This window comes from Arthrobacter sp. MAHUQ-56, assembly GCF_019710585.1.
Lineage (GTDB): Bacteria > Actinomycetota > Actinomycetes > Actinomycetales > Micrococcaceae > Arthrobacter.
In genome coordinates this window covers 101135-118559 of record NZ_JAIFZQ010000007.1, presented here as the reverse complement: position 1 = coordinate 118559, position 17425 = coordinate 101135, and the positions used below count along the sequence as shown (strand labels likewise).

19 protein-coding genes are annotated in these 17425 nt (G+C 67.2%); 6 read left to right on the top strand and 13 right to left on the bottom strand.

The window, feature by feature from the left end:
* Positions 1-74: 74 nt before the first annotated feature.
* From K4G53_RS03930 to K4G53_RS03905, 6 genes are all read right to left on the bottom strand, one after another.
* Positions 75-992, bottom strand: coding sequence for a plastocyanin/azurin family copper-binding protein (locus K4G53_RS03930; protein WP_260323188.1), 918 nt, complete (start codon positions 990-992; stop codon positions 75-77).
* A gap of 520 nt (positions 993-1512) precedes the next feature.
* Positions 1513-1716 (bottom strand): cold-shock protein, encoded by a 204-nt coding sequence (locus K4G53_RS03925; protein ID WP_009372930.1) that lies wholly within the window; start codon positions 1714-1716, stop codon positions 1513-1515.
* Positions 1717-1914: 198 nt separating this feature from the next.
* Positions 1915-2262, bottom strand: coding sequence for a PRC-barrel domain containing protein (locus K4G53_RS03920; protein WP_221384197.1), 348 nt, complete (start codon positions 2260-2262; stop codon positions 1915-1917).
* Entirely contained in the window at positions 2249-2659 is a 411-nt protein-coding gene (locus tag K4G53_RS03915; RefSeq protein WP_221384196.1) for a hypothetical protein, read from the bottom strand. The genes K4G53_RS03920 and K4G53_RS03915 overlap by 14 nt, the downstream gene beginning before the upstream one ends.
* On the bottom strand, positions 2656-3882 hold the full coding sequence (locus K4G53_RS03910; RefSeq protein WP_221384195.1) for an Nramp family divalent metal transporter: 1227 nt from the start codon (positions 3880-3882) through the stop codon (positions 2656-2658). The genes K4G53_RS03915 and K4G53_RS03910 overlap by 4 nt, the downstream gene beginning before the upstream one ends.
* On the bottom strand, positions 3879-4397 hold the full coding sequence (locus K4G53_RS03905) for a hypothetical protein (protein ID WP_221384194.1): 519 nt from the start codon (positions 4395-4397) through the stop codon (positions 3879-3881). Before K4G53_RS03905 ends, K4G53_RS03910 begins: the two co-directional genes overlap by 4 nt.
* A 181-nt stretch (positions 4398-4578) precedes the next feature.
* On the opposite strand from K4G53_RS03905, the gene K4G53_RS03900 reads away from it, so the two are divergent.
* From K4G53_RS03900 to K4G53_RS03890, 3 genes are all read left to right on the top strand, one after another.
* Entirely contained in the window at positions 4579-4992 is a 414-nt protein-coding gene (locus tag K4G53_RS03900) for a TfoX/Sxy family protein (RefSeq protein WP_221384193.1), read from the top strand.
* 143 nt (positions 4993-5135) lie between these two features.
* Positions 5136-6038, top strand: coding sequence for an SRPBCC family protein (locus tag K4G53_RS03895; protein WP_221384192.1), 903 nt, complete (start codon positions 5136-5138; stop codon positions 6036-6038).
* A 250-nt stretch (positions 6039-6288) separates the two neighbouring features.
* Positions 6289-7176: a tellurite resistance/C4-dicarboxylate transporter family protein gene (locus tag K4G53_RS03890; RefSeq protein ID WP_260323186.1), complete on the top strand. Its 888-nt coding sequence runs from the start codon at positions 6289-6291 to the stop codon at positions 7174-7176.
* Positions 7177-7222: 46 nt separating this feature from the next.
* Here K4G53_RS03890 and K4G53_RS03885 read toward each other — a convergent pair whose 3' ends face one another.
* Entirely contained in the window at positions 7223-7924 is a 702-nt protein-coding gene (locus K4G53_RS03885; protein WP_221384191.1) for a hypothetical protein, read from the bottom strand.
* Positions 7925-8227: 303 nt separating this feature from the next.
* On the opposite strand from K4G53_RS03885, the gene K4G53_RS03880 reads away from it, so the two are divergent.
* Entirely contained in the window at positions 8228-8707 is a 480-nt protein-coding gene (locus tag K4G53_RS03880; protein ID WP_221384190.1) for a hypothetical protein, read from the top strand.
* 211 nt (positions 8708-8918) lie between these two features.
* On the top strand, positions 8919-9590 hold the full coding sequence (locus K4G53_RS03875) for a response regulator transcription factor (RefSeq protein ID WP_221384189.1): 672 nt from the start codon (positions 8919-8921) through the stop codon (positions 9588-9590).
* Here the strand turns inward: K4G53_RS03875 and K4G53_RS03870 are convergent.
* From K4G53_RS03870 to K4G53_RS03850, 5 genes are all read right to left on the bottom strand, one after another.
* Complete coding sequence (locus tag K4G53_RS03870) at positions 9587-11284, bottom strand: GAF domain-containing sensor histidine kinase (RefSeq protein ID WP_221384188.1); 1698 nt, start codon at positions 11282-11284, stop codon at positions 9587-9589. The genes K4G53_RS03875 and K4G53_RS03870 overlap by 4 nt on opposite strands.
* Before the next feature lie 111 nt (positions 11285-11395).
* Positions 11396-14101: a magnesium-translocating P-type ATPase gene (mgtA, locus tag K4G53_RS03865; RefSeq protein WP_221384187.1), complete on the bottom strand. Its 2706-nt coding sequence runs from the start codon at positions 14099-14101 to the stop codon at positions 11396-11398.
* Positions 14098-14760, bottom strand: coding sequence for a class I SAM-dependent methyltransferase (locus K4G53_RS03860; protein ID WP_221384186.1), 663 nt, complete (start codon positions 14758-14760; stop codon positions 14098-14100). Before K4G53_RS03860 ends, mgtA begins: the two co-directional genes overlap by 4 nt.
* 14 nt (positions 14761-14774) lie before the next feature.
* A complete protein-coding gene (locus K4G53_RS03855; RefSeq protein WP_221384185.1) occupies positions 14775-15455 on the bottom strand; it encodes a hypothetical protein in 681 nt (226 codons plus the stop codon).
* A 109-nt stretch (positions 15456-15564) separates the two neighbouring features.
* Positions 15565-15939, bottom strand: a complete 375-nt coding sequence (locus K4G53_RS03850; protein ID WP_308287817.1) for a hypothetical protein — start codon at positions 15937-15939, stop codon at positions 15565-15567.
* Positions 15940-15991: 52 nt separating this feature from the next.
* Between K4G53_RS03850 and K4G53_RS03845 the strand changes: the two genes are divergently transcribed.
* Positions 15992-16276, top strand: a complete 285-nt coding sequence (locus tag K4G53_RS03845; RefSeq protein ID WP_221384240.1) for a hypothetical protein — start codon at positions 15992-15994, stop codon at positions 16274-16276.
* An 83-nt stretch (positions 16277-16359) separates the two neighbouring features.
* Here K4G53_RS03845 and K4G53_RS03840 read toward each other — a convergent pair whose 3' ends face one another.
* A complete protein-coding gene (locus K4G53_RS03840; protein WP_221384184.1) occupies positions 16360-17415 on the bottom strand; it encodes a 2,3-butanediol dehydrogenase in 1056 nt (351 codons plus the stop codon).
* Positions 17416-17425 lie beyond the last annotated feature (10 nt).

The window sequence follows — 17425 nt, the reverse complement described above, 5'->3', positions numbered from 1 at the left end:
CCTGGACTGGCCCGGCATAACGCAAACGGTCCGGCCGGGGGCAACCCCCTACCGGACCGTCGCTGGAAAAGGCGTCAGCCGACGACCTTCACCTCGCCCACCATGCCCATGTAGTCATGGAGTGCGCAGATGTACTCGAACGTTCCCTTTGCCTGGAACGTCACAGCAAACTCATCGCCGGGCCACATGATTCCGGAGTTGAGGTCTCCCCCGGTGAAATGGGACCGGTCGCCGGACGGGGCGAAGATGTTGGCCGGTTCGGCGCCAAACGTGACAGTGTGGGGAGCGCCCATCCCGGTATTGGCAAAGACGACGGTCTCACCCACGTGAACCGTGACGGTGGGCCGGACGAAGCGCATGACCATCGCCACGCCGTCGTCACCGCCTGCGATGACCCGATGGTTACTGGCCTGCTGCGCCAGGGCGGCATCGAGCTGGTGCCCGTCCCGCAGGATGGACCGCTCCTGGGCCCTCGCCGACTTGTCGTAGTCAGCCTGGCTGTACGGGTACTTAGTGCCCTGTTCCCGGACGTGGACGGTGCCCTTCATCATCTCGCCGTGGACCAGGCAGTAGTAAGTGAAATCGCCTTCCCGCGGGAACGTCAGCGTGTAGCTCCTCGCATCGGGGAAGCCAGGGACGTCCACATTGGCAAGGAGGCCGGAGTTGTAATACGAATGCCCGTCATAACTGCTCCGTCCGCGCTTCAGTAACTCATCGGGATTGAACGGATTGAAGGGTTGCAGTGACTGCCCTGACGCCAGGAATGTCACGGTATGGATTTCCGCGGAGTTCGCCTCCCACCTGATGCTGTCCCTCTCATTGATGTAGATCTCCGAGGGGAGGAAAGCCATGCCCTGGATCTCCTGGTCGCGGGACTCGGAGCCCACCAGCACCGTCCAGGTCCGGTGGCCACCCCCGTCCGCCGAGGCGGGGACCGCTGCGGCTACTGAAGCCAGCAGCGCAACAGCGACTGCAACAATAAACGCCAGCATTCTGAATCTGGGATTGGTTCCCCGAATGTGCTTCATAGCAATGCTTTCTCGGATGCGTCCGGCCGCAGTGGCCGGTGCACACGGCTCTGACCGTTCAGCACATTGCCTGATGGGCCGAAACGGCCAGGGTTTTTTTCGGTAGAGATACCGGCCGCCTGGGCTCTCGGGGCGCTGGCAGCCGGAACCGGCACTCTCATGCCGGACCTGCACCACCCCAACTGGTGCGCGCAGGGCTGGAATCTATTCCACACGCCGTCCCTCACGCGGGGTTAGGACGCGTAAGGCGGACGCACTTTTAGCTTGCTCCTTCAACTGAATTTTGTCGAGACGACAGACATTCCCGCCTCACGGACTATGGGGCCCGGCCTGAGGGCGGCCCCGCACCGCATAACCGTTGCTGCCCAGCGCCGCTTATGCGGTCACGGGCCGGTTATGGCTAAGCCGGGTTAACAAAAAGCAGGGCCTGCCGATGAACGGCAAGCCCTGCTTGGAAACCTAACGGTCCCGGAACCCTAAGGAATTAGAGAGCCTGGATGTTGGTGGCCTGGGGACCCTTGGGGCCCTGCTCGGTGTCGAAGGAAACCTTCTGGTTCTCTTCGAGGGAGCGGAAGCCGTTGGAGTTGATCGCGGAGTAGTGCGCGAAAACATCCTGTGAGGAGTCGTCCGGGGAGATGAAGCCGAAGCCCTTTTCAGCGTTAAACCATTTGACGGTACCAGTAGCCATTATTTTTGTCCTTCGTGAAGGTGGAGGGAAAATCCCGACTTTCGGGCCCTCCGGCGTGGGGTGTTCAAAAACCGCTACTTCAGAAGAACGCGGACTTCCGACCGCGCGTACTGCCTGAACTACCAACTGCATAAACACAACAACAGGTTCCACACTACATGACATTGCCGCCGCGCATTACCACGCCGTACAACCCGGCTATTCCTGCCCCCGGTCGTCAAGCTGTGGGTTGTACCTGATGAATCCTGGCCGGAGGCGCACGGAACCGGCACCAATCATGGCGATGTCCTCCCACATCACCAGGAACGAACCCCGGTGCCGCCAGCGCAGCAGGTTCGCCAGCGGCCAGGGTTGGGTCAGTCCGGTGCGCTCGTACCCCAGGAACGAGGCCACGCTGTGCGGGCTGACCACAAGTCCCAGCAGCCGCGGCTCCGCCAGCAGTTGGCGCGGGGTGCCGTCCAGGACGAACCGGGCGTCGGCCACCCTGCCCAGCCACCCGCCGTCGGGATCATGCACGGCGGTGCCCAGCAAATCACCGAGGATCACGGCGGCCTCCCGGGATGCGGGCGATGATCTTGTCGCGGATCCAGCGTTCCACCCAGCCGGCGTCCAGGTTCTCGCCGCTGACACCCAGCGTCAGGACAACGTCCACCGCGGCCACGTCCTTCCAGGGGATGCGGATCAGCCGGGCCGACGGCGGCCTGCCGCCGAAGATGCGTGTCCCCAGGACGGGGCCGGTCAGCAGGGCGGTAAGGACCGGGGCCGGGGTGCCGGGCGGGATCTCTTCGTCCACAGCAGGCCCGCTCAGCTCGAGGTCGTCAACGGTGGTGACCGGGACGCCGTCGTGGTCCAGGACCTGCCGGTCCATCAGGTGCAGTTGCGCGTCCAGGGTGCGCCCCGCCAGGTGCGGCGCGGGGGCCAGTGGGCCCTTGGAGGGAGTCATGAGCCGCCTCCTGTCACGATCATGAGGGGAATTGCCGCCACGGACGCCACCAGGATGATCACCAGGTACACCATGCCCAGCATGTTCACTGCCCGGCCGTTGACGTGCTTGCCCATGTACTGCGGATCGTTGGCCACGATAAGGATGGGCAGGTAGGTCAGCGGCAACGCAATGGCGGAGAAGACCACGGAGTACTCGGTCACCAGGACAGGGTCAACGCCGGTGGCAAGGACCGCGCTGCCCACGAGCAGGCACACGATCATGGCCAGGTGGAAGCGCGCAGCCTGGGCGGGACGGCGGAATTTGCCCCAGGACCAGCCGAAGTACTGGGCCAGGGTGTAGCCGCTGGAGAGCGTGGTTTCCAGTGCGGCACCGAACGTTGCGGCCACCACTCCCACCAGGACGAACGCCAGGCCGAGCTTCCCCGCGCCCTCTGCCACGGGCAGGATCACCTGCGAGAGCGAGGTCACCGCAATGCCGGCGGGCAGAAGCACCACGGCGGCACAGCCGGCGATGGCGACGGACAGCAGGCCGCCGAGTGGGAAGCCGGCCAGGACGTTGATCCGGGACTGGATCAGGTCCTTGACGTTCCACCCTTCCTCCACAGCGCCGGAGGAGAAGAAGAACACCTCATATGGCGTCATGGCGGCGCCGAACAGGGCGATGGCGTAGTAGCTGTAGGTCCAGGCGGTCTCCTGCTCCGGAACACTGGGGACCAGCTGTCCCGCAAGGGACCCCCAATCCGGTTTGAGCATGAACAGCGCCACGGCGAACACAATCAGCGTCAGGCCCAGCAGGCCGGTGACGTTCTCCATGATGGAGAACTTGACCCGCCAGATCACCAGCCACACGGCCACGGCCGCCACCGGGATCCAGAGCAGGTAGTTCACGCTGCTGGCCAGCTGCAGGGCCAGCGCAACGCCGCCGATTTCCGCCGTGACGGTCATGAGGTTGATCAGGAATGACGCCGAAAGGTTCGCCAGCCCGGCCCGCGCGCCCAGCCGTTCCCGGATCACCTCGAACGTGGCCCTGCCGGAGGCTGCTGCCACCCGGCCGGACATGTTGGCAAACAGGCAGATCCCCACCACCCCAACAGCCACCACCCACACCAGGGAGAGGCCAAAGCGTGAACCCACGACGGCGTTGGTCACCAGGTCGCCGATGTCCACGAACCCGCCGATGGCGGTGAGGATTCCCAGTGCGACGCCGAGGAGCCGCTTCATGTGGACCCCACCTTCCTGGCCAGCTGGTCCAGGACGTCCTCGGCCGCTGCGAGCGCCCTGTCCCCGTCGGGCAGGGAGGGGGCAGCGCCGTCGGACGTTGACAGCGCGGCGCGGGCGGTTGCGAAACCTGCCGCGCACTGGTCCAGCACATCAAGGGCCTGCTTTTGGGTGTCGCGGTCCCCCTGGGTGGCGGCCGAGAGCTTCAGGACGGTGCCGCGGCTGGCCTGGACTTCCTTGAGCCCGTCGTCGAGGGCTGTGGAGGTTGCGGCCCGGGTCAGCTTTCCGTCCATGTCCTGCCGCAGGGCGAGGCGCGCGGTGGCGACCGCCGAAGAGCTGTCCTTGACAGCCGTCGCGACCGTTTCGCTGGTGCTGCCGGTGCACGCGGTGAGGAGTGCGAGCGCGGAAAATGCCAGGGCGGCAAGGAACTTCTTGCTGGCGGCGGAGGCCGGGCCCGGCATGTTCAGCACCTTTGCCTCCAGCCCCCGGGTGGCACCCGGATCCATAACCTGCGGCACGGCAACCAAAAAATAGTTGCCTTGAGCTATATATAGCACTCCTTCCGGATGTTTCACCTGTTCAGGCATGAGTTTCTTCCGGCCCCGCAGCGGCCGCCCGCACGTCCTCGACCACCGGCGGGAATAGGCATATCCTGCCTCCAGATCTGCGGACGCAGCCCTTTCAACGGGAGATGAAGCCATGGACATGCCCAAGGCAACCGAGGAAGAGAAGGAGCGCTTCCGGCGCGTGGTCCCGGACCGCCCTGGCGTGGTGGTGAAACCGATGTTCGGCAACCTGGGGGCCTTCGTCAATGGCAACATGTTCGCCGGGCTATTCGGGTCCACCATCGGCGTGAAGCTGTCCGCCGAGGACAAGGAACTGCTGGAGTCCTCGGAACGGACCGTACCCTTCGGGCCGGCCGGGCGGCCCATGGGCGGGTACACGGGACTGCCGGAAGTGTGGAATGAAGAGGGCGACGGCGACGACACCCGTGCCAGGGCATGGGCCGAGAAGGCGCTGGGCTACGTCGCCACGCTCCCTGCCAAGGAGCCGAAGGCCCGGCCCGCCAAGGCCGGCAGGCCCAATGCCGTGAACCGGGCGGGGGCGGAGTAGCCGGGTCCGCCCCTTGCGTTCCCCCCTTTTCGGTTACGGGGGTCCGCCGGGACTTTTTGCCCTGTTCCCGGCCTTCCTTTCGGGCTGCACTGGAACGGCGGGAGCCGACGCCGGAGCTCCTGACCCGAAAGGAGATGGAAAGTATGACCAGGAACGTCTCACAGAGCACCATGATCAACGCCCCCGTGGACAAGGTGTTCTCCTTCCTGAGCGACCCGACGAACTGGATGAAGGCATTCCCCGGGGACAGCGAAGTCACCCAGCTGGACATCAGGCCGGAGGGCATCGGCACGTCCGCACGGTGGTCAGCGAAGGCGTGGGGCATTCCCATGCATGTCACCCACGAGTACCGCGAGGTGGTTCCCAACAAGCGCATTGTCTCCAGGTCGTTCGGGCCTGTCATCACGTTCTCCCTGGAACCGGCGGGCACGGGCACCGCGCTGACGGTCGATTCAGTCCTCGATATCCAGGCCCCGCTGGTCCGGGTCCCGGCGCAGGCGCTTTTTGTCCGGATGACCGAAGACGACATCAAGGGCATGGTGGCCAACGTCAAGAGCCTCATCGAGACCGGGAAGAAGGCGGTCCCGGAAGCCGCCGGCGCCGTGTCCGGCCAAACGCTGACGATGTTCGGTGGCATCACCATCGCCGCGCCGGTGGATCGGGTCTTCGACCTGGTGAAGGATCCCCATGTCTGGCTGGGACCGGACGTGCAGATCTCCGACCTTAAGACCACCCCCGAGGGCGTCGGCACCACCTTCCAGGCGGCATGGAAGGTCCTCGGTATTCCACTCAAGACGACGCACGAATACACCGAGTTCGTTCCCAATGAGCACTTCACGTCAAAGGCGGCCATGGGGCCGGTCTTCAAGGTGGAGGTCTCGGCCGTTGACGGCGGCACCCGCCTCGACATGAGGTCGGACGTGGTGCCCCGGAATATGGCCGAAGCCGCCGTGGATGCACTTGTCATCAAGATGTCCGAACACAGCCAGGCCGAACAGCTGGCCGGCATCAAAGCCAAGGCGGAGGCCGCCAGCGGCACTGCCTGAGACGTCCCGCAAAGGGCCGCCTCGCGGATGGGGCGGGGCACCAGTCCTAAGCTTGGTGGCATGAACACCGCCGATGCCGCCCGGATCTCCCTGGGCTCCCGGGTCAACGAGGCGGTGCAAACCCTGACCCCGGGATACTTCGCCCTCACCATGGCCAGCGGCATCATCTCAGTGGGCCTTGAACTGGAAGGCTTCCATGTCCTTTCCGTGGCGCTGCTGGTGGCCTGCGCGGTCTCCTATGCCGTGATCCTTGTCGCTCAGCCTGTTCCGCCTCGCCCGGTTCCCCGCCGACATGCGCCGCGACTTCCTCGATCCCGGCCGGGCATTCGGCTTCTTCACTTTCATTGCCGGCACCAACGTCCTCGGCGTGCGGCTTGGGATGGCAGGGTGGCCAGGCGCGACGGCGGTCCTCCTGGCAGCCGCAACGCTCGCCTGGGTGGTGCTCGGCTACGTCATCCCATGGACGGCCGTGCTGGGCCGCGCGGAGCGGCCCGTGGTCAAGGATGCCAACGGCACCTGGTTCATTTGGTGCGTGGCCAGCCAGTCAGTGGCGGTGGCGGCCGCGTCCCTCGAACCGCTCGCCGGGCCCGGCTGGCGCGCACCCCTGGCGCTTGCCGGCGTCGTGGCCTGGTCGGTGGGCCTCATCCTCTACGCCGCGGTGGGCATCTTCGTTTCGCTGCGGCTGATGACCTACCCCATCCGCCCCGAGGATCTGCGTCCGCAATACTTCGTAGCCATGGGCGCCATGGCCATCAGTGTCCTGGCGGGAGCGCGGATCGTGGAGATGGCGGGTGCGCCCATGGTGGATGCAACCCGAGGGCTGGTGGCCGGCGCGTCCGTGGTCTTCTGGGCCTTCGCCTCGTGGCTGTTTCCGGTGCTGCTCGCGGCCGGGTGGTGGCGGCACGTGCTCCACCGCGTTCCTTTGTCCTACGAGCCCGGCCTGTGGAGCGTCATCTTCCCCCTCGGGATGTACGCCGTGGCCGGGATCTACCTCGGCCGCGCCGACCAGTTACCCCTGGTGGCAGCGATCGGCCGGGCCGAGCTGTGGCTCGCGGTCGCAGCATTCCTTGCCACCATGGCCGGGATGCTCTGGCACCTGTGGGCCACGCTGCTGCGGCCCGCGCGGAAGGTCCGTTAACCGCCCAAAGCCGTCAGCCTGCCCGGTCTACTAGCCTGCCGGTCTCCTAGCCTGCCCGGGGGCCGGGTCCGTGTGCCTTCTGCTGCCCGTCGCGGTGGGCGACGTATGCGTAGATCAGCAGTGCTACACCCGCCAGGACCATGACGGCGGGCACGGCGAAGTCCATGGGAATGAATATCGCCGTGGCCTGGAGGACAAAGATCAGTCCCATGACGGCGAGGATCCCGGCCGGGATCAACGGCCACTTCATCCGGTCGGGGTGCTCGGCTGCCTCATCGATGCGCACCGGGATCAGGGAAAGCACGCCGAAGGTGGCCGCCAGGCCAAGGAAGAGGACGGCGGCGGTGGGCGTGCCCTGCAGCTCCTGCGGGAGGGCCACGATGACCGCCAGCGTGAACATGACGCCCGACGGGATCAGGGCCCACCAGTTGCCGGGTTCCCGCAGGAACACAGCGGCGAAGCCCGCCCCCATGAAGAGGAACAGAAGGGCTGCGCCCCAGGCGCCGCCCGTGAGCTGTGTGGCCGTGATGACCGCCGCCAGGCCCAGGAACACGGAGCCGGGGATGGCGGCCCACCAGAACTCCTGGCGCCTGATGAACAGGGACAGGAACAGGACCCCGACGGCTGCGAAGGCCACCGGCGCCACAAAGGCTGCGCTGTCCATAATGCCGAGCCGGTCCAGCAGCAACAGCACACCCAGCGCCATGAGGACGATGCCTGCGATGATGCTTGCGTTTGCCGATTTCACCGTGTGCCTCCCGGGATACGGCAGGCGGCCGCGCGCCGCGCTGCTTAACTCAGGCTAGGACCGGCCCGGAAACGGAAACAGGGCACAAAGCCCCCCGCCTTCCAACCCCTGGCATCGCGGCCAAGTCCCAGCACCCCGATACGGGACCTTCAGCCCTATGGAGGGGCCAGCGTGCTTTGGCACGCTGGTAAAGGCGCCGTCCGGGTCCTCACGTCGCGAGGCCGGAGCGGCATTCCACGCAGAACCCCAAGGACATGTGGCCGTGAAGGCATCCACACGCGAAGGCATCGAAAGGAGCGCGGCATGCCCGCTGACATCCTCACGCGTCATTCCGTTCCGCCGTCACAGGCCCTGACATCACCGGTGCCAATGGCACAGGAAGAAGAGCTCGCCGCGTTGGAGTGCCTCCACCAGGAACTGCTGTGCCGGGGTTTGCCGGACAACGAAGCACGGACGGAAGTGGCGCGGATCGCGGCTCGGAAAGTATGGGACGGGTTCGCTGCCCAGTTGCGCCGTCACCGGGCTGCAGGCCGCCAGGTGGACGCCAATGTGCTCGCGGTGGCCCTGGGCTCGATGCAGGGCATGACCTTCCCGCTGCTCCGCCACCGGGGCGACGTCGACTTTGCCAGCCGCGCCATAGGCACCGCCCGCCGGCGGCTCCGGCACAACGGCGGGCTCCTGCACCGTCTGCACCCGCATGGGAACCCTGCGTTCGACGAAGCCGACGCCACGTTCCAATCGCTGGAGGTCTTCCTCGCCCGTCCCCGGCCGAGGGCGGCCTGAACACACCGTTTTGAAAGACACAGCACCTTTGAAAGACTCAGCACCACAGGCCCCGCCTGCATCACCCCAGCCGCGGTACCGGCAATTCCCGATCCGGGAATGGGTATCGGACGGCGGCAATATGCGGGATGATGGATTGAAGTTCCTTTCGAAGGGGTGGCTGCACGGGGAAGGTGGCCGGGGAGGGCACCGAACCGACGAGAGCACCTCCATGGATACACCAGCAGCACCCGCGGACAATGTCCGCTCCCTTGGCATGGCCGTCCGGGTCTTTATCCTCAATGACCACAAATTGGTCCGGCAGGGACTGAGGGACCTGCTCGAACACGACGGCTTTCTTATCGCCGGCGAAAGCGGATCAGCCGCCGAAGCCAGAAGGCTTATCCCCGTCCTGAACCCGGACCTTGCGGTGTTGGACGACAGGCTCCCTGACGGCACCGGAATCGAGGTCTGCCGTGATCTCCATTCCACCGCTCCAGACGTCAAATGCCTGATCCTCACCGGCTGGGATGAACACCACGCGGCGCGGGCAATGGTCCTGGCGGGCGCATCCGGCTACGTGCTCAAGCAGGTGGGGACCAACAACGAACTGGTCAACCGTATCCGCATGGCCGCCGCCGGCGCACCCCTTCCGCGGCCCGGGCTTAGGGCATGGGCTGCCGAAGGCCTGCACGCAGCCGCCTCCGCCTCCTGGCCGGAAACCATGACACAGCGGGAACGGACCGTGCTGGCGCTCATGGCGCGGGGCCTCACCAACCCGCAGATCGGACAGGAACTCACGCTCGCTGACGAGACCGTGGCTGCCTGCGTCTCCGCCGTACTGCACAAGCTTGGCTTCCGCCCTCGAAGCCAGCTGGCCCCGGCCGAGATCCCCGTGAATTAGCGCCGGAGCCCGCCTCGTCCGGCAGCAGGCACCGTCCAGGTCACGCTCGTGCCCTGGCCCGGTGAGCTCTCGATGACGCAGGTACCGCCCAAGCGGGAAGCCCGGCTCTTCATGTTGTCCAGGCCGCTGACGCGTTCCGGATCGGCAAAGCCGCAGCCGTTGTCCCGGACCGTGAGCACCACCTCGTCCTCCTGGGCTGCCAGGTGGATGTAGATGTCCTCCGACCCGGAGTGCCGGACGGCGTTGCTGACGCTTTCGTACAGCACCGGCAGCAGCTGGTCGGCCACCTCGTCGCCCACACCGTCGTCCACCGGGCCCGAGAGCTGGATCCTCGGGAGGAAACCGCCGGCGTTCGCGGCCTCCTGGACAGCGCGCAGGACGCGCCCGCTGAGAAGCTCCTGGTCGGGCTGCCTGGCATGGAGGGAGTAGATGGTGTCGCGGAGCTGATGGATGCAGTCGTCCAGCTCTGTGGTGACACCGGCAATGCGGCGCTCAAGCGCGGCGGGATCCGACATGTACCGCCGCAGGCCCTGCAGGTTCAATCCGGCCGCGAACAGCCGTTGGATGACCAGGTCGTGCAGGTCCCGCGCAATCCGTTCCCGGTCGATGAACAGCGCGTGCTCCTCCCGCAACTGGTTGGCCTTCAGCAAGTCCAGCGTCAGGCCGATCCGGGACGAAAACAAGGCGCTCTGTTCGACGTCCACCTCGGTGTAGCGCGACCCGCCGGCGGGCCTGGCCAGGATCAGGACGCTGTCGCGGTGGCCGTCGCTGTTGCTGCCCAGTGCTGCCACCAGGACCGGCCCGAGCTTTTCGGCCGCCGCCGGGTCAAACACCTGGCGTGAATCCTTGAAGGTTTTGGATTCCCCGGTCTCAAGCACCTCTGCCAGGACAGCGGCGGCAGGCAGTTCCTGCCCGCCGGGCATGGCCTGGACCCCTACGGAAGTCCGGCACCGTATCCTGCCGTCCCCGCCTGCGGAGGCCACCAGTGACAGTGCGGAGCCGGACGCGTGCAGGGCCTGTTCCGCGATCATGTCGAGGTTTTCCGTATCGGACCGCGGCTGGGCCTTCAGCCTGTCGCTGACCACCATTCCGGCTTCGAGCCACCGCTGGCGGCGGTTGGTGTCGTCAAACAACCGCGCGTTCTGGATCGCCACGCCGGCGGCGCTGGCGAGGGCGACGGCCAGGTCCTCATCCTCGGCCGTGAAGTCCGGGCCGTCGATCTTTTCGGTCAGGTACAGGTTCCCGAAGACTTCGTTCCGGACCCGGACAGGTACCCCCAGGAAGGTCCGCATCGGCGGGTGGTTCGGCGGGAACCCCACCGCGATGGGATGTTCGCCCAGGTCATGGAGCCGCAGCGGCTGGGGCTCGCGAATCAGCTGACCCAGCACTCCGTGGCCCTTGGGAAGGTCTCCGATGAGGTGGGCACCTTCCTCGTCGATGCCGACGGTGATGAAGTGGCTGAGCTGCTGGTCGTCGCCGATGACGCCCAATGCCCCGTACCGTGCCCCGACGAGCTCGCACGCCGACTGCACCACCCGGTCCAGGACCGCTTCAAGGCTCAGGTCCTCCGCCATGGAAACCACCGCGCCGAGCAGGCCCTCAACATGTTCCTGGGCACGGACAAGGTCATCTGCCCGGTCTACGAATTCCCGCAGGAGTTCCCGGGTCCGCCGCCTGATGGGTTCACGCCACATTGAGAAAACACCTCAGTATTGGCCGGCCTCACTGGGGCGGGCTACTTCACCCTGGTCCGGCATTTAAGTGACAGCCCCCACCGCCTCTTTCGACCATGCTAGCAACACGCGTCACCGCCTGGCCTGATGATTACGGCGCCGCCGCACCCTGACGCGGTGCGCACCTGACCTCGGCACCCGGACCGGGCTGCTGAAGCGGAACGCGCGGCGGGAGATGTGGTGGGTGGCGTGCCGGCGCTGGACCGGCGGCGGTACCACGGGCACCTGCTGTGCGCCGCGGGTGAAGAACCACTGCTTGGCCAGCTCCACCAGGACCAGGTACACCACCACCATGCCCAGCAGGGCCAGGAAGAACGGCACCGGCAGCGGGTCGAAGCCCAGGACCCCGGCCAGGGGTGAAAGCGGCAGGAACACCCCCAGCGCCACCACGCCCAGCGAGGCTGCGAGAAGTCCGGCAGAGGGCCGGCTGCGCAGGAACGGGACGCGCCGGGTGCGGATGGCGAAGATGATCAGGGTCTGGGTGGCGATGGATTCGATGAACCAGCCTGCACGGAACTCCCCGGGGGCTGCGGTGAACACGAACAGCATCAGGGCGAACGTGGCGAAGTCGAACAGCGAGCTGATGGGCCCGAAAAGCAGCATGAACCGGCGGATGAAGGCGATGTTCCAGTGCGAGGGCGCCCGCAGCTGTTCCTTGTCCACGCGGTCGCCCGGGATGGCGAGCTGCCCGCTGTCGTAGAGCAGGTTGTTCAGCAGGATCTGGCCGGGCAGCATGGGCAGGAAGCTCAGCACCACCGATGCAACAGCAGCGCTGAACATGTTGCCGAAGTTGCTGGATGTGCCCATCAGCACGTACTTGATGGTGTTGGCGAAGATCCGCCGCCCCTCCATCACGCCGTCCGCCAGGACGCCGAGGTCCTTGTCGAGGAGGACGACGTCGGCCGCATCCTTGGCCACGTCCGTTGCGGTGTCCACGGAGATGCCGATGTCCGCCTTGTGCAGTGCCAGGGCGTCGTTCACGCCATCGCCCATGAAGCCCACCGCGCCGCCGCTCTCCCGCAGGAGCGTGATGATGCGGGCCTTTTGTTCCGGGGAGACGCGGGCGAAGATGGTGGCCGTGCGCGCGGCGGCGGACAGGTCGGCGTCGGACATTCCCTCCACCTCGGCGCCGGTGAGCGTGCCGCCCGAGACCACGTCCAGGTCGGCGCAGACCTTTTCCGCCACCTTCGCGTTGTCCCCGGTGGCGAGCTTCACGGAAATGCCCAGGGCCTCCAGCCGGTCCAGCGACTGACGGGCGTTGGCCTTGGGGCGGTCCAGGAACACGAGGAAGCCGGCCAGGGTGAGGTCCCGCTCGTCCGCGGGCACCAGCTGCCCCAGCCCGGCGGCAGGACGGGTGGCCACGGCAACCACCCGGGCGCCGGCGTCGAACTGTCCATCCAGCATGGCCTGCACGGCAGGCGGGGTGGGTCCGCACAAAGCCAGCACGTCCTCGGGTGCTCCCTTTGTGGCAACCAGCGCAGGGCCATCCGCTTCCCGGACCAGCACGGTGGTCCGCCGCCGCTGGTGGTCGAAGCCGATCAGGTCGAGCCGCTCGAACCGCGCGGGTTCGAAAGCAGCCGCGCCCGGGCTCTCCCACAACGCCGCGTCCAGCGGGTTCTGCCCGGCAGCCGATACCGTGCCGCCGCTGTAATCCGCCTCGGTGGCCAGCAGGCCCAGGGTCAGCAGGCCGTCGTCGGACATGTCCGGGGAGGCCGGCAGTGCGCCGGTGTAGCTGATCTTCCCCTCGGTAAGCGTGCCGGTCTTGTCCGTGACCAGGATGTCCATGTCCCCCAGGTCCTCGATGCACACCAGCCGCTTCACCAGAACTCTGCGCCGGGCCAGCTGGCGGGTGCCCGTGGCAAGGCTGGTGCTGACGACGGCGGGAAGCAGCTGAGGCGTGATGCCCACCGCGATGGCCAGGGAGAACAGGAGCGATTCCAGCAGTGGGCGCTGCAGCAGCACGTTGGCGATGAAGATCAGCGAGGTGAGCACGATGGCCACCTGCAGCAGCAGGAAGGAAAAGCGCTTCAACCCCAGCTGGAACTCGGTCTGCGGCTGCCGCTCGCCCAGGCCCAGCGCGATCCGGCCGAACTCTGCGCGGCCGCCGGTGGCCACCACCACGCCGCTGCAGCTGCCGGAGTGGACCACGGTGCCCATGAAGGCGCAGGAGGCGAGGTCGGCCAGGGCCGCGCCGGCCGGCACGGGAGCAGGGTCCTTGGCGGCGGGCTGGGACTCCCCGGTGAGGATGCTTTCGTCGCACAGGAGGTCGTTGGTGGTCAGGAGGCGGATGTCCGCGGGGATGATGGCGCCCATGGAGAGATGGACGACGTCGCCCGGCACGAGGGCGGTGACGTCCACGTCCCGGGTGGTTCCGCCGCGCTGCACGGCGGCGCGGTGGGTGACGCGGGAGTGCAGCGCCTCCGATGCGCGCTCGGCGCGGTATTCGTTGGCGAAGCCGAGACCCACGCTGGCCAGCAGGATCACGCCGATGACGACCGAGTTGGTGGCGTCGCCCAGGAACAGTGACAGGGCGGCGGTGGCAATCAGGAGGACCAGGATGGGGCTGGCGAACTGGCGGCCCAGCACCGCCCAGGCGTTGGCCCGGTGGGTACGGACGGCGTTGGGTCCAAGCTGCACCAGGCGGGCTGCGGCTTCGTCCTCTGCCAGGCCCGAGGGTCCGGAGCCCAGCCGTTCCAGCGCCTGCCCGGCTGTCAGTGCGGCGGCGTCGGTGATCGCCAGTTGAAGGGAGGCCCGTTCCCGGACGTTCAGGTCTGTCACGCCGGATCCGTCCGGGCTTGTGGGACAGGTCCCGGGCTCGTGGCCGTGCCCAGGATGTGCGCCAGCGGAGGGTTCAGGCGCCCCACGGCAAAGTTGAAGCGGACATTCCCTTCGACAATGAAACCTGCCGCCGTGATGGCACCGAGCGTGTCGCGGTTGAGGTGGCAGCCGCCCATGAACCGCCCCCACACGGGGGTCAGCAGGTCTTCGGCCCTGGCCAGGAGAGGGCGGTTGGAGCGGACGTGTTCATAGTAGGCAAGGGTCCCGCCGGGCTTGAGGACACGGCGGATCTCCGCGAGGGCTTCCGCCTGGTTCCTGACGCTGCACAGGACGAGGCTTGCCACCACGGCGTCGGCGCTGCCGGTTCCTGCGGGAATGTGCTCTGCGGCGGCATCAACCACCGTGACAGGGACGCTGGCGGTGGCGGCGTTCTCCTCCGCCACACCCCGCAGGTAGTCATCCGGCTCCAGCGCCAGCACGTGCGTGACGGCGGGCGGGTACAGCGGGAAGGAGGAGCCGGTGCCTGCGCCGATTTCGATGACTGACCCGTGCAGGCCGGCCAGCACGCGGCTGCGGTGCTCAGCGGCCCCGCGGCGGTCCAGGGCACCAACGGCGCGGGCAAAGGCGCGGGCGAAGAGCGGGTGCTGGAGGCGGTCCATCCGTGGCTGCCCGGCTACCCTGGGAAGCCGAAGCAGGGGTGGAAGTCCTCGACGCCGGGACGCGGCATTTCGGCGCACGATGATTCCACCTGTTGCAGAATTGCACCCTCATCAGTGCCGGAAGCCGCAAGGGTGTTGACCATAACAGCCACGTGTGCGGAAGCACCCATCCGGGTGATGCCGTCAGTGATGCTGACGGTGCCCTCGCCCGGGTAGTCGAGGTGGACTTCCGAGGTCTCGTGGAAGAGCGGGCCGGTTCCGGTCCAGGCAGCGGCGATGCTGATGGTGACCGGGTTTCCATCCCGGTCGGTGCCGGGAAGGTCGGTGGTGACGGACGCCGCGGTCAGCCGTGGGTCAGCCACCAGTGGTTCAAGGTTCCGGCCATCGGCCTCGAACAGGACCGTGCCGCCTCCCACCGCCGCTGCTGCATCGCCGGATGGATCGGCGCAGATATCGGTGACGCGCAGGAACACTGCGGTGAGCCCCTCTTCGTCCACCGCCCCGGGCTGCCCTGCATGCATGGCGACGCTCGAGGAGACATGGATTTCGGTCTTCCGGCAGCCCTCGGTGTTGACCACCCCGGCGGAGGCGCGCGTGGACACGCTGGTGTGGCTGGCGTTCGGAGCAGCTCCGGCCGGGACCGCCGGCACGGCGATGGCGGCTGCCGTGCACACGCCCGCGAGCACGCGTTTCATGACCACTCCTCAGTCCGCTTTCGCCCTATTAAACGCCCCGGCCGGGACGGTCCGGAGGGGCCTTTCGTCCCGGGTTGCGGGAGCCGGACCTTGGAGGGGCCGGGCATTCCTACTTCAGGCTGAGCACCTCGTCGATGGGCCGGTTATTGACGAACACCTGGGCGCTCGTGGCTCCGGAGGCTGCCATGGCGGTGTACTCAAGCTGGGCCTTCGCCCGCGGAATGTCGCACACGCCGCCAAGCATGAACTGGCCGGACAGCCAGATGGTGATGGTGCTGCCGTTCAGCTCGCCGCCGAGGTAGGTGAGGCTCGATTGGTACAGGACGTTGACCAGCCCGGACAGGCCGACGTCCCGGCTCTTGTTGGCGAGCAGGGCGTTGATGCTCGGGCCCACCTGGTCCGTAAACGTGACCGGCGCCGTGGTGGTGGCCACGAGGCTGTCGCCGCAGCCGATCCGGGGCCCGGAAACGCCGTTGTCGTCCACGGCCACGTAGTAGACCGTCAGGGGTGCGGTCTGTTCAGGAAGACCGGTGGGCGTGGGCTCCTGCGTTGCCGGCGGGCTGGCAGGGGCGGACGACGGCGGCGCGGCAGCTGTGGTGGTGGGCACGGCTGAGGTGCCGGGCGGCGAAGTGGGGGCCGGCGTGGTGGTGCCGCCCGCCGTCGTACTGGGGCTGGCGCTGCTGGCCGTCGGACTGGGGGCCGCCGAACTGGTGGTGGGGCCCGGCGACGGCGGGCCGAAGCAGCCGGTAAGCACAATCAGGCCGCTAAGCCCGAGAATGCTGAATGCCGAGATCCTGGCCCTGGCCATGATGCCCCCTTGAATGCGGGCCCGCGGCTGCGGGACCCACATTCAAGCTACGCCCGGGGGTTACTCCAGAACAGGGACTAAAGTCCGAGCAATCCCCTACGGATGCACCAGCACCTTCACCGCGGTGTCCTTGTGGTTGATGAGGGTGTCGAAGCCCTGCTCCACCAGGTCCTCCAAGGCGATCCTGCCCGTGATGAAGGGTTTGAGGTCCACCTTGCCCTCCTGCACCATCCTGATGACGGCCGGGTGGTCGCGGACGTAGGCGATGGTGCCACGCAGGTCGATTTCCTTGAGCACGATCTTCTGCATGTCCACGGTGGCCGGCACGCCCCAGATCGACACGTTGACCACCACGGCTCCGGGCCGGACGGCGTCGAGCATGGTGTCCAGCACCGCATTCACCCCCGCGCATTCGAACGCGACGTCCGCCCCGGTGCCGCCGGTCAGTTCACGTACCCGTTCCGGGACGTCCTCCTGGCTGGGATCCAGCACGTGGTCCGCGACGCCGCTGGAGGTGGCCTTCTCCTTCCGGGCCTGGGTGAGCTCGCTGATGATCGTGGTCACGCCCATGCCCTTGAGGACGGCGGCGGTGAGCAGGCCGATCGGGCCGGACCCGCCCACCAGGGCCACGTCCCCTTCCTTGACGCCGCTGCGCGCCACCGCGTGGTGGGCCACGGACAGCGGCTCTATCAGCGCAGCCTCGTCCAGCGGGATGCTGCCGATGGGGTGCACCCACCTCTGGTCCACCACGATCTTCTCGCTCAGCCCTCCCCCGCCGCCGGAGAGCCCGATGAAGCCCATCTGCCGGCACAGATGGTAGCTGCCCGCCTGGCACATGTCGCAGTCGCCGTCCACCAAATAGGGTTCGACGACGACGTTGTCACCCACTTTCAGCCCCTCCACGCCTTCGCCGACGTCAGAGACAGTCCCGGAGAATTCGTGCCCCAGGGTCACCGGCGATTCCTCGTGCGACAGCGGGTGCGGATGGCCCGGCGCGGGACAGAAGATGGGCCCCTCCAGGTACTCGTGCAGGTCGGTGCCGCAGATGCCGCACCAGGCGACGTCGATCGTGACGGCCCCCGCCCGGAGCTCCGGCTCGGGGATGTCCTCGATCCGGATGTCCTTGCGGGCGTGGAAGCGTGCTGCCTTCATGATGGTCCTC

What these genes read in the sequence shown, in the direction of transcription:
- K4G53_RS03915 (WP_221384196.1), bottom strand. Translation starts at nt 2,659, where the DNA reads ATGACTCCCTCCAAGGGCCCACTGGCCCCCGCGCCGCACCTGGCGGGG.
- K4G53_RS03925 (WP_009372930.1), bottom strand. Translation starts at nt 1,716, where the DNA reads ATGGCTACTGGTACCGTCAAATGGTTTAACGCTGAAAAGGGCTTCGGC.
- K4G53_RS03840 (WP_221384184.1), bottom strand. Translation starts at nt 17,415, where the DNA reads ATGAAGGCAGCACGCTTCCACGCCCGCAAGGACATCCGGATCGAGGAC.
- K4G53_RS03855 (WP_221384185.1), bottom strand. Translation starts at nt 15,455, where the DNA reads ATGAAACGCGTGCTCGCGGGCGTGTGCACGGCAGCCGCCATCGCCGTG.
- K4G53_RS03910 (WP_221384195.1), bottom strand. Translation starts at nt 3,882, where the DNA reads ATGAAGCGGCTCCTCGGCGTCGCACTGGGAATCCTCACCGCCATCGGC.
- K4G53_RS03870 (WP_221384188.1), bottom strand. Translation starts at nt 11,284, where the DNA reads ATGTGGCGTGAACCCATCAGGCGGCGGACCCGGGAACTCCTGCGGGAA.
- K4G53_RS03900 (WP_221384193.1), top strand. Translation starts at nt 4,579, where the DNA reads ATGGACATGCCCAAGGCAACCGAGGAAGAGAAGGAGCGCTTCCGGCGC.
- K4G53_RS03860 (WP_221384186.1), bottom strand. Translation starts at nt 14,760, where the DNA reads ATGGACCGCCTCCAGCACCCGCTCTTCGCCCGCGCCTTTGCCCGCGCC.
- K4G53_RS03875 (WP_221384189.1), top strand. Translation starts at nt 8,919, where the DNA reads ATGGATACACCAGCAGCACCCGCGGACAATGTCCGCTCCCTTGGCATG.
- K4G53_RS03895 (WP_221384192.1), top strand. Translation starts at nt 5,136, where the DNA reads ATGACCAGGAACGTCTCACAGAGCACCATGATCAACGCCCCCGTGGAC.
- K4G53_RS03880 (WP_221384190.1), top strand. Translation starts at nt 8,228, where the DNA reads ATGCCCGCTGACATCCTCACGCGTCATTCCGTTCCGCCGTCACAGGCC.
- K4G53_RS03930 (WP_260323188.1), bottom strand. Translation starts at nt 992, where the DNA reads ATGCTGGCGTTTATTGTTGCAGTCGCTGTTGCGCTGCTGGCTTCAGTA.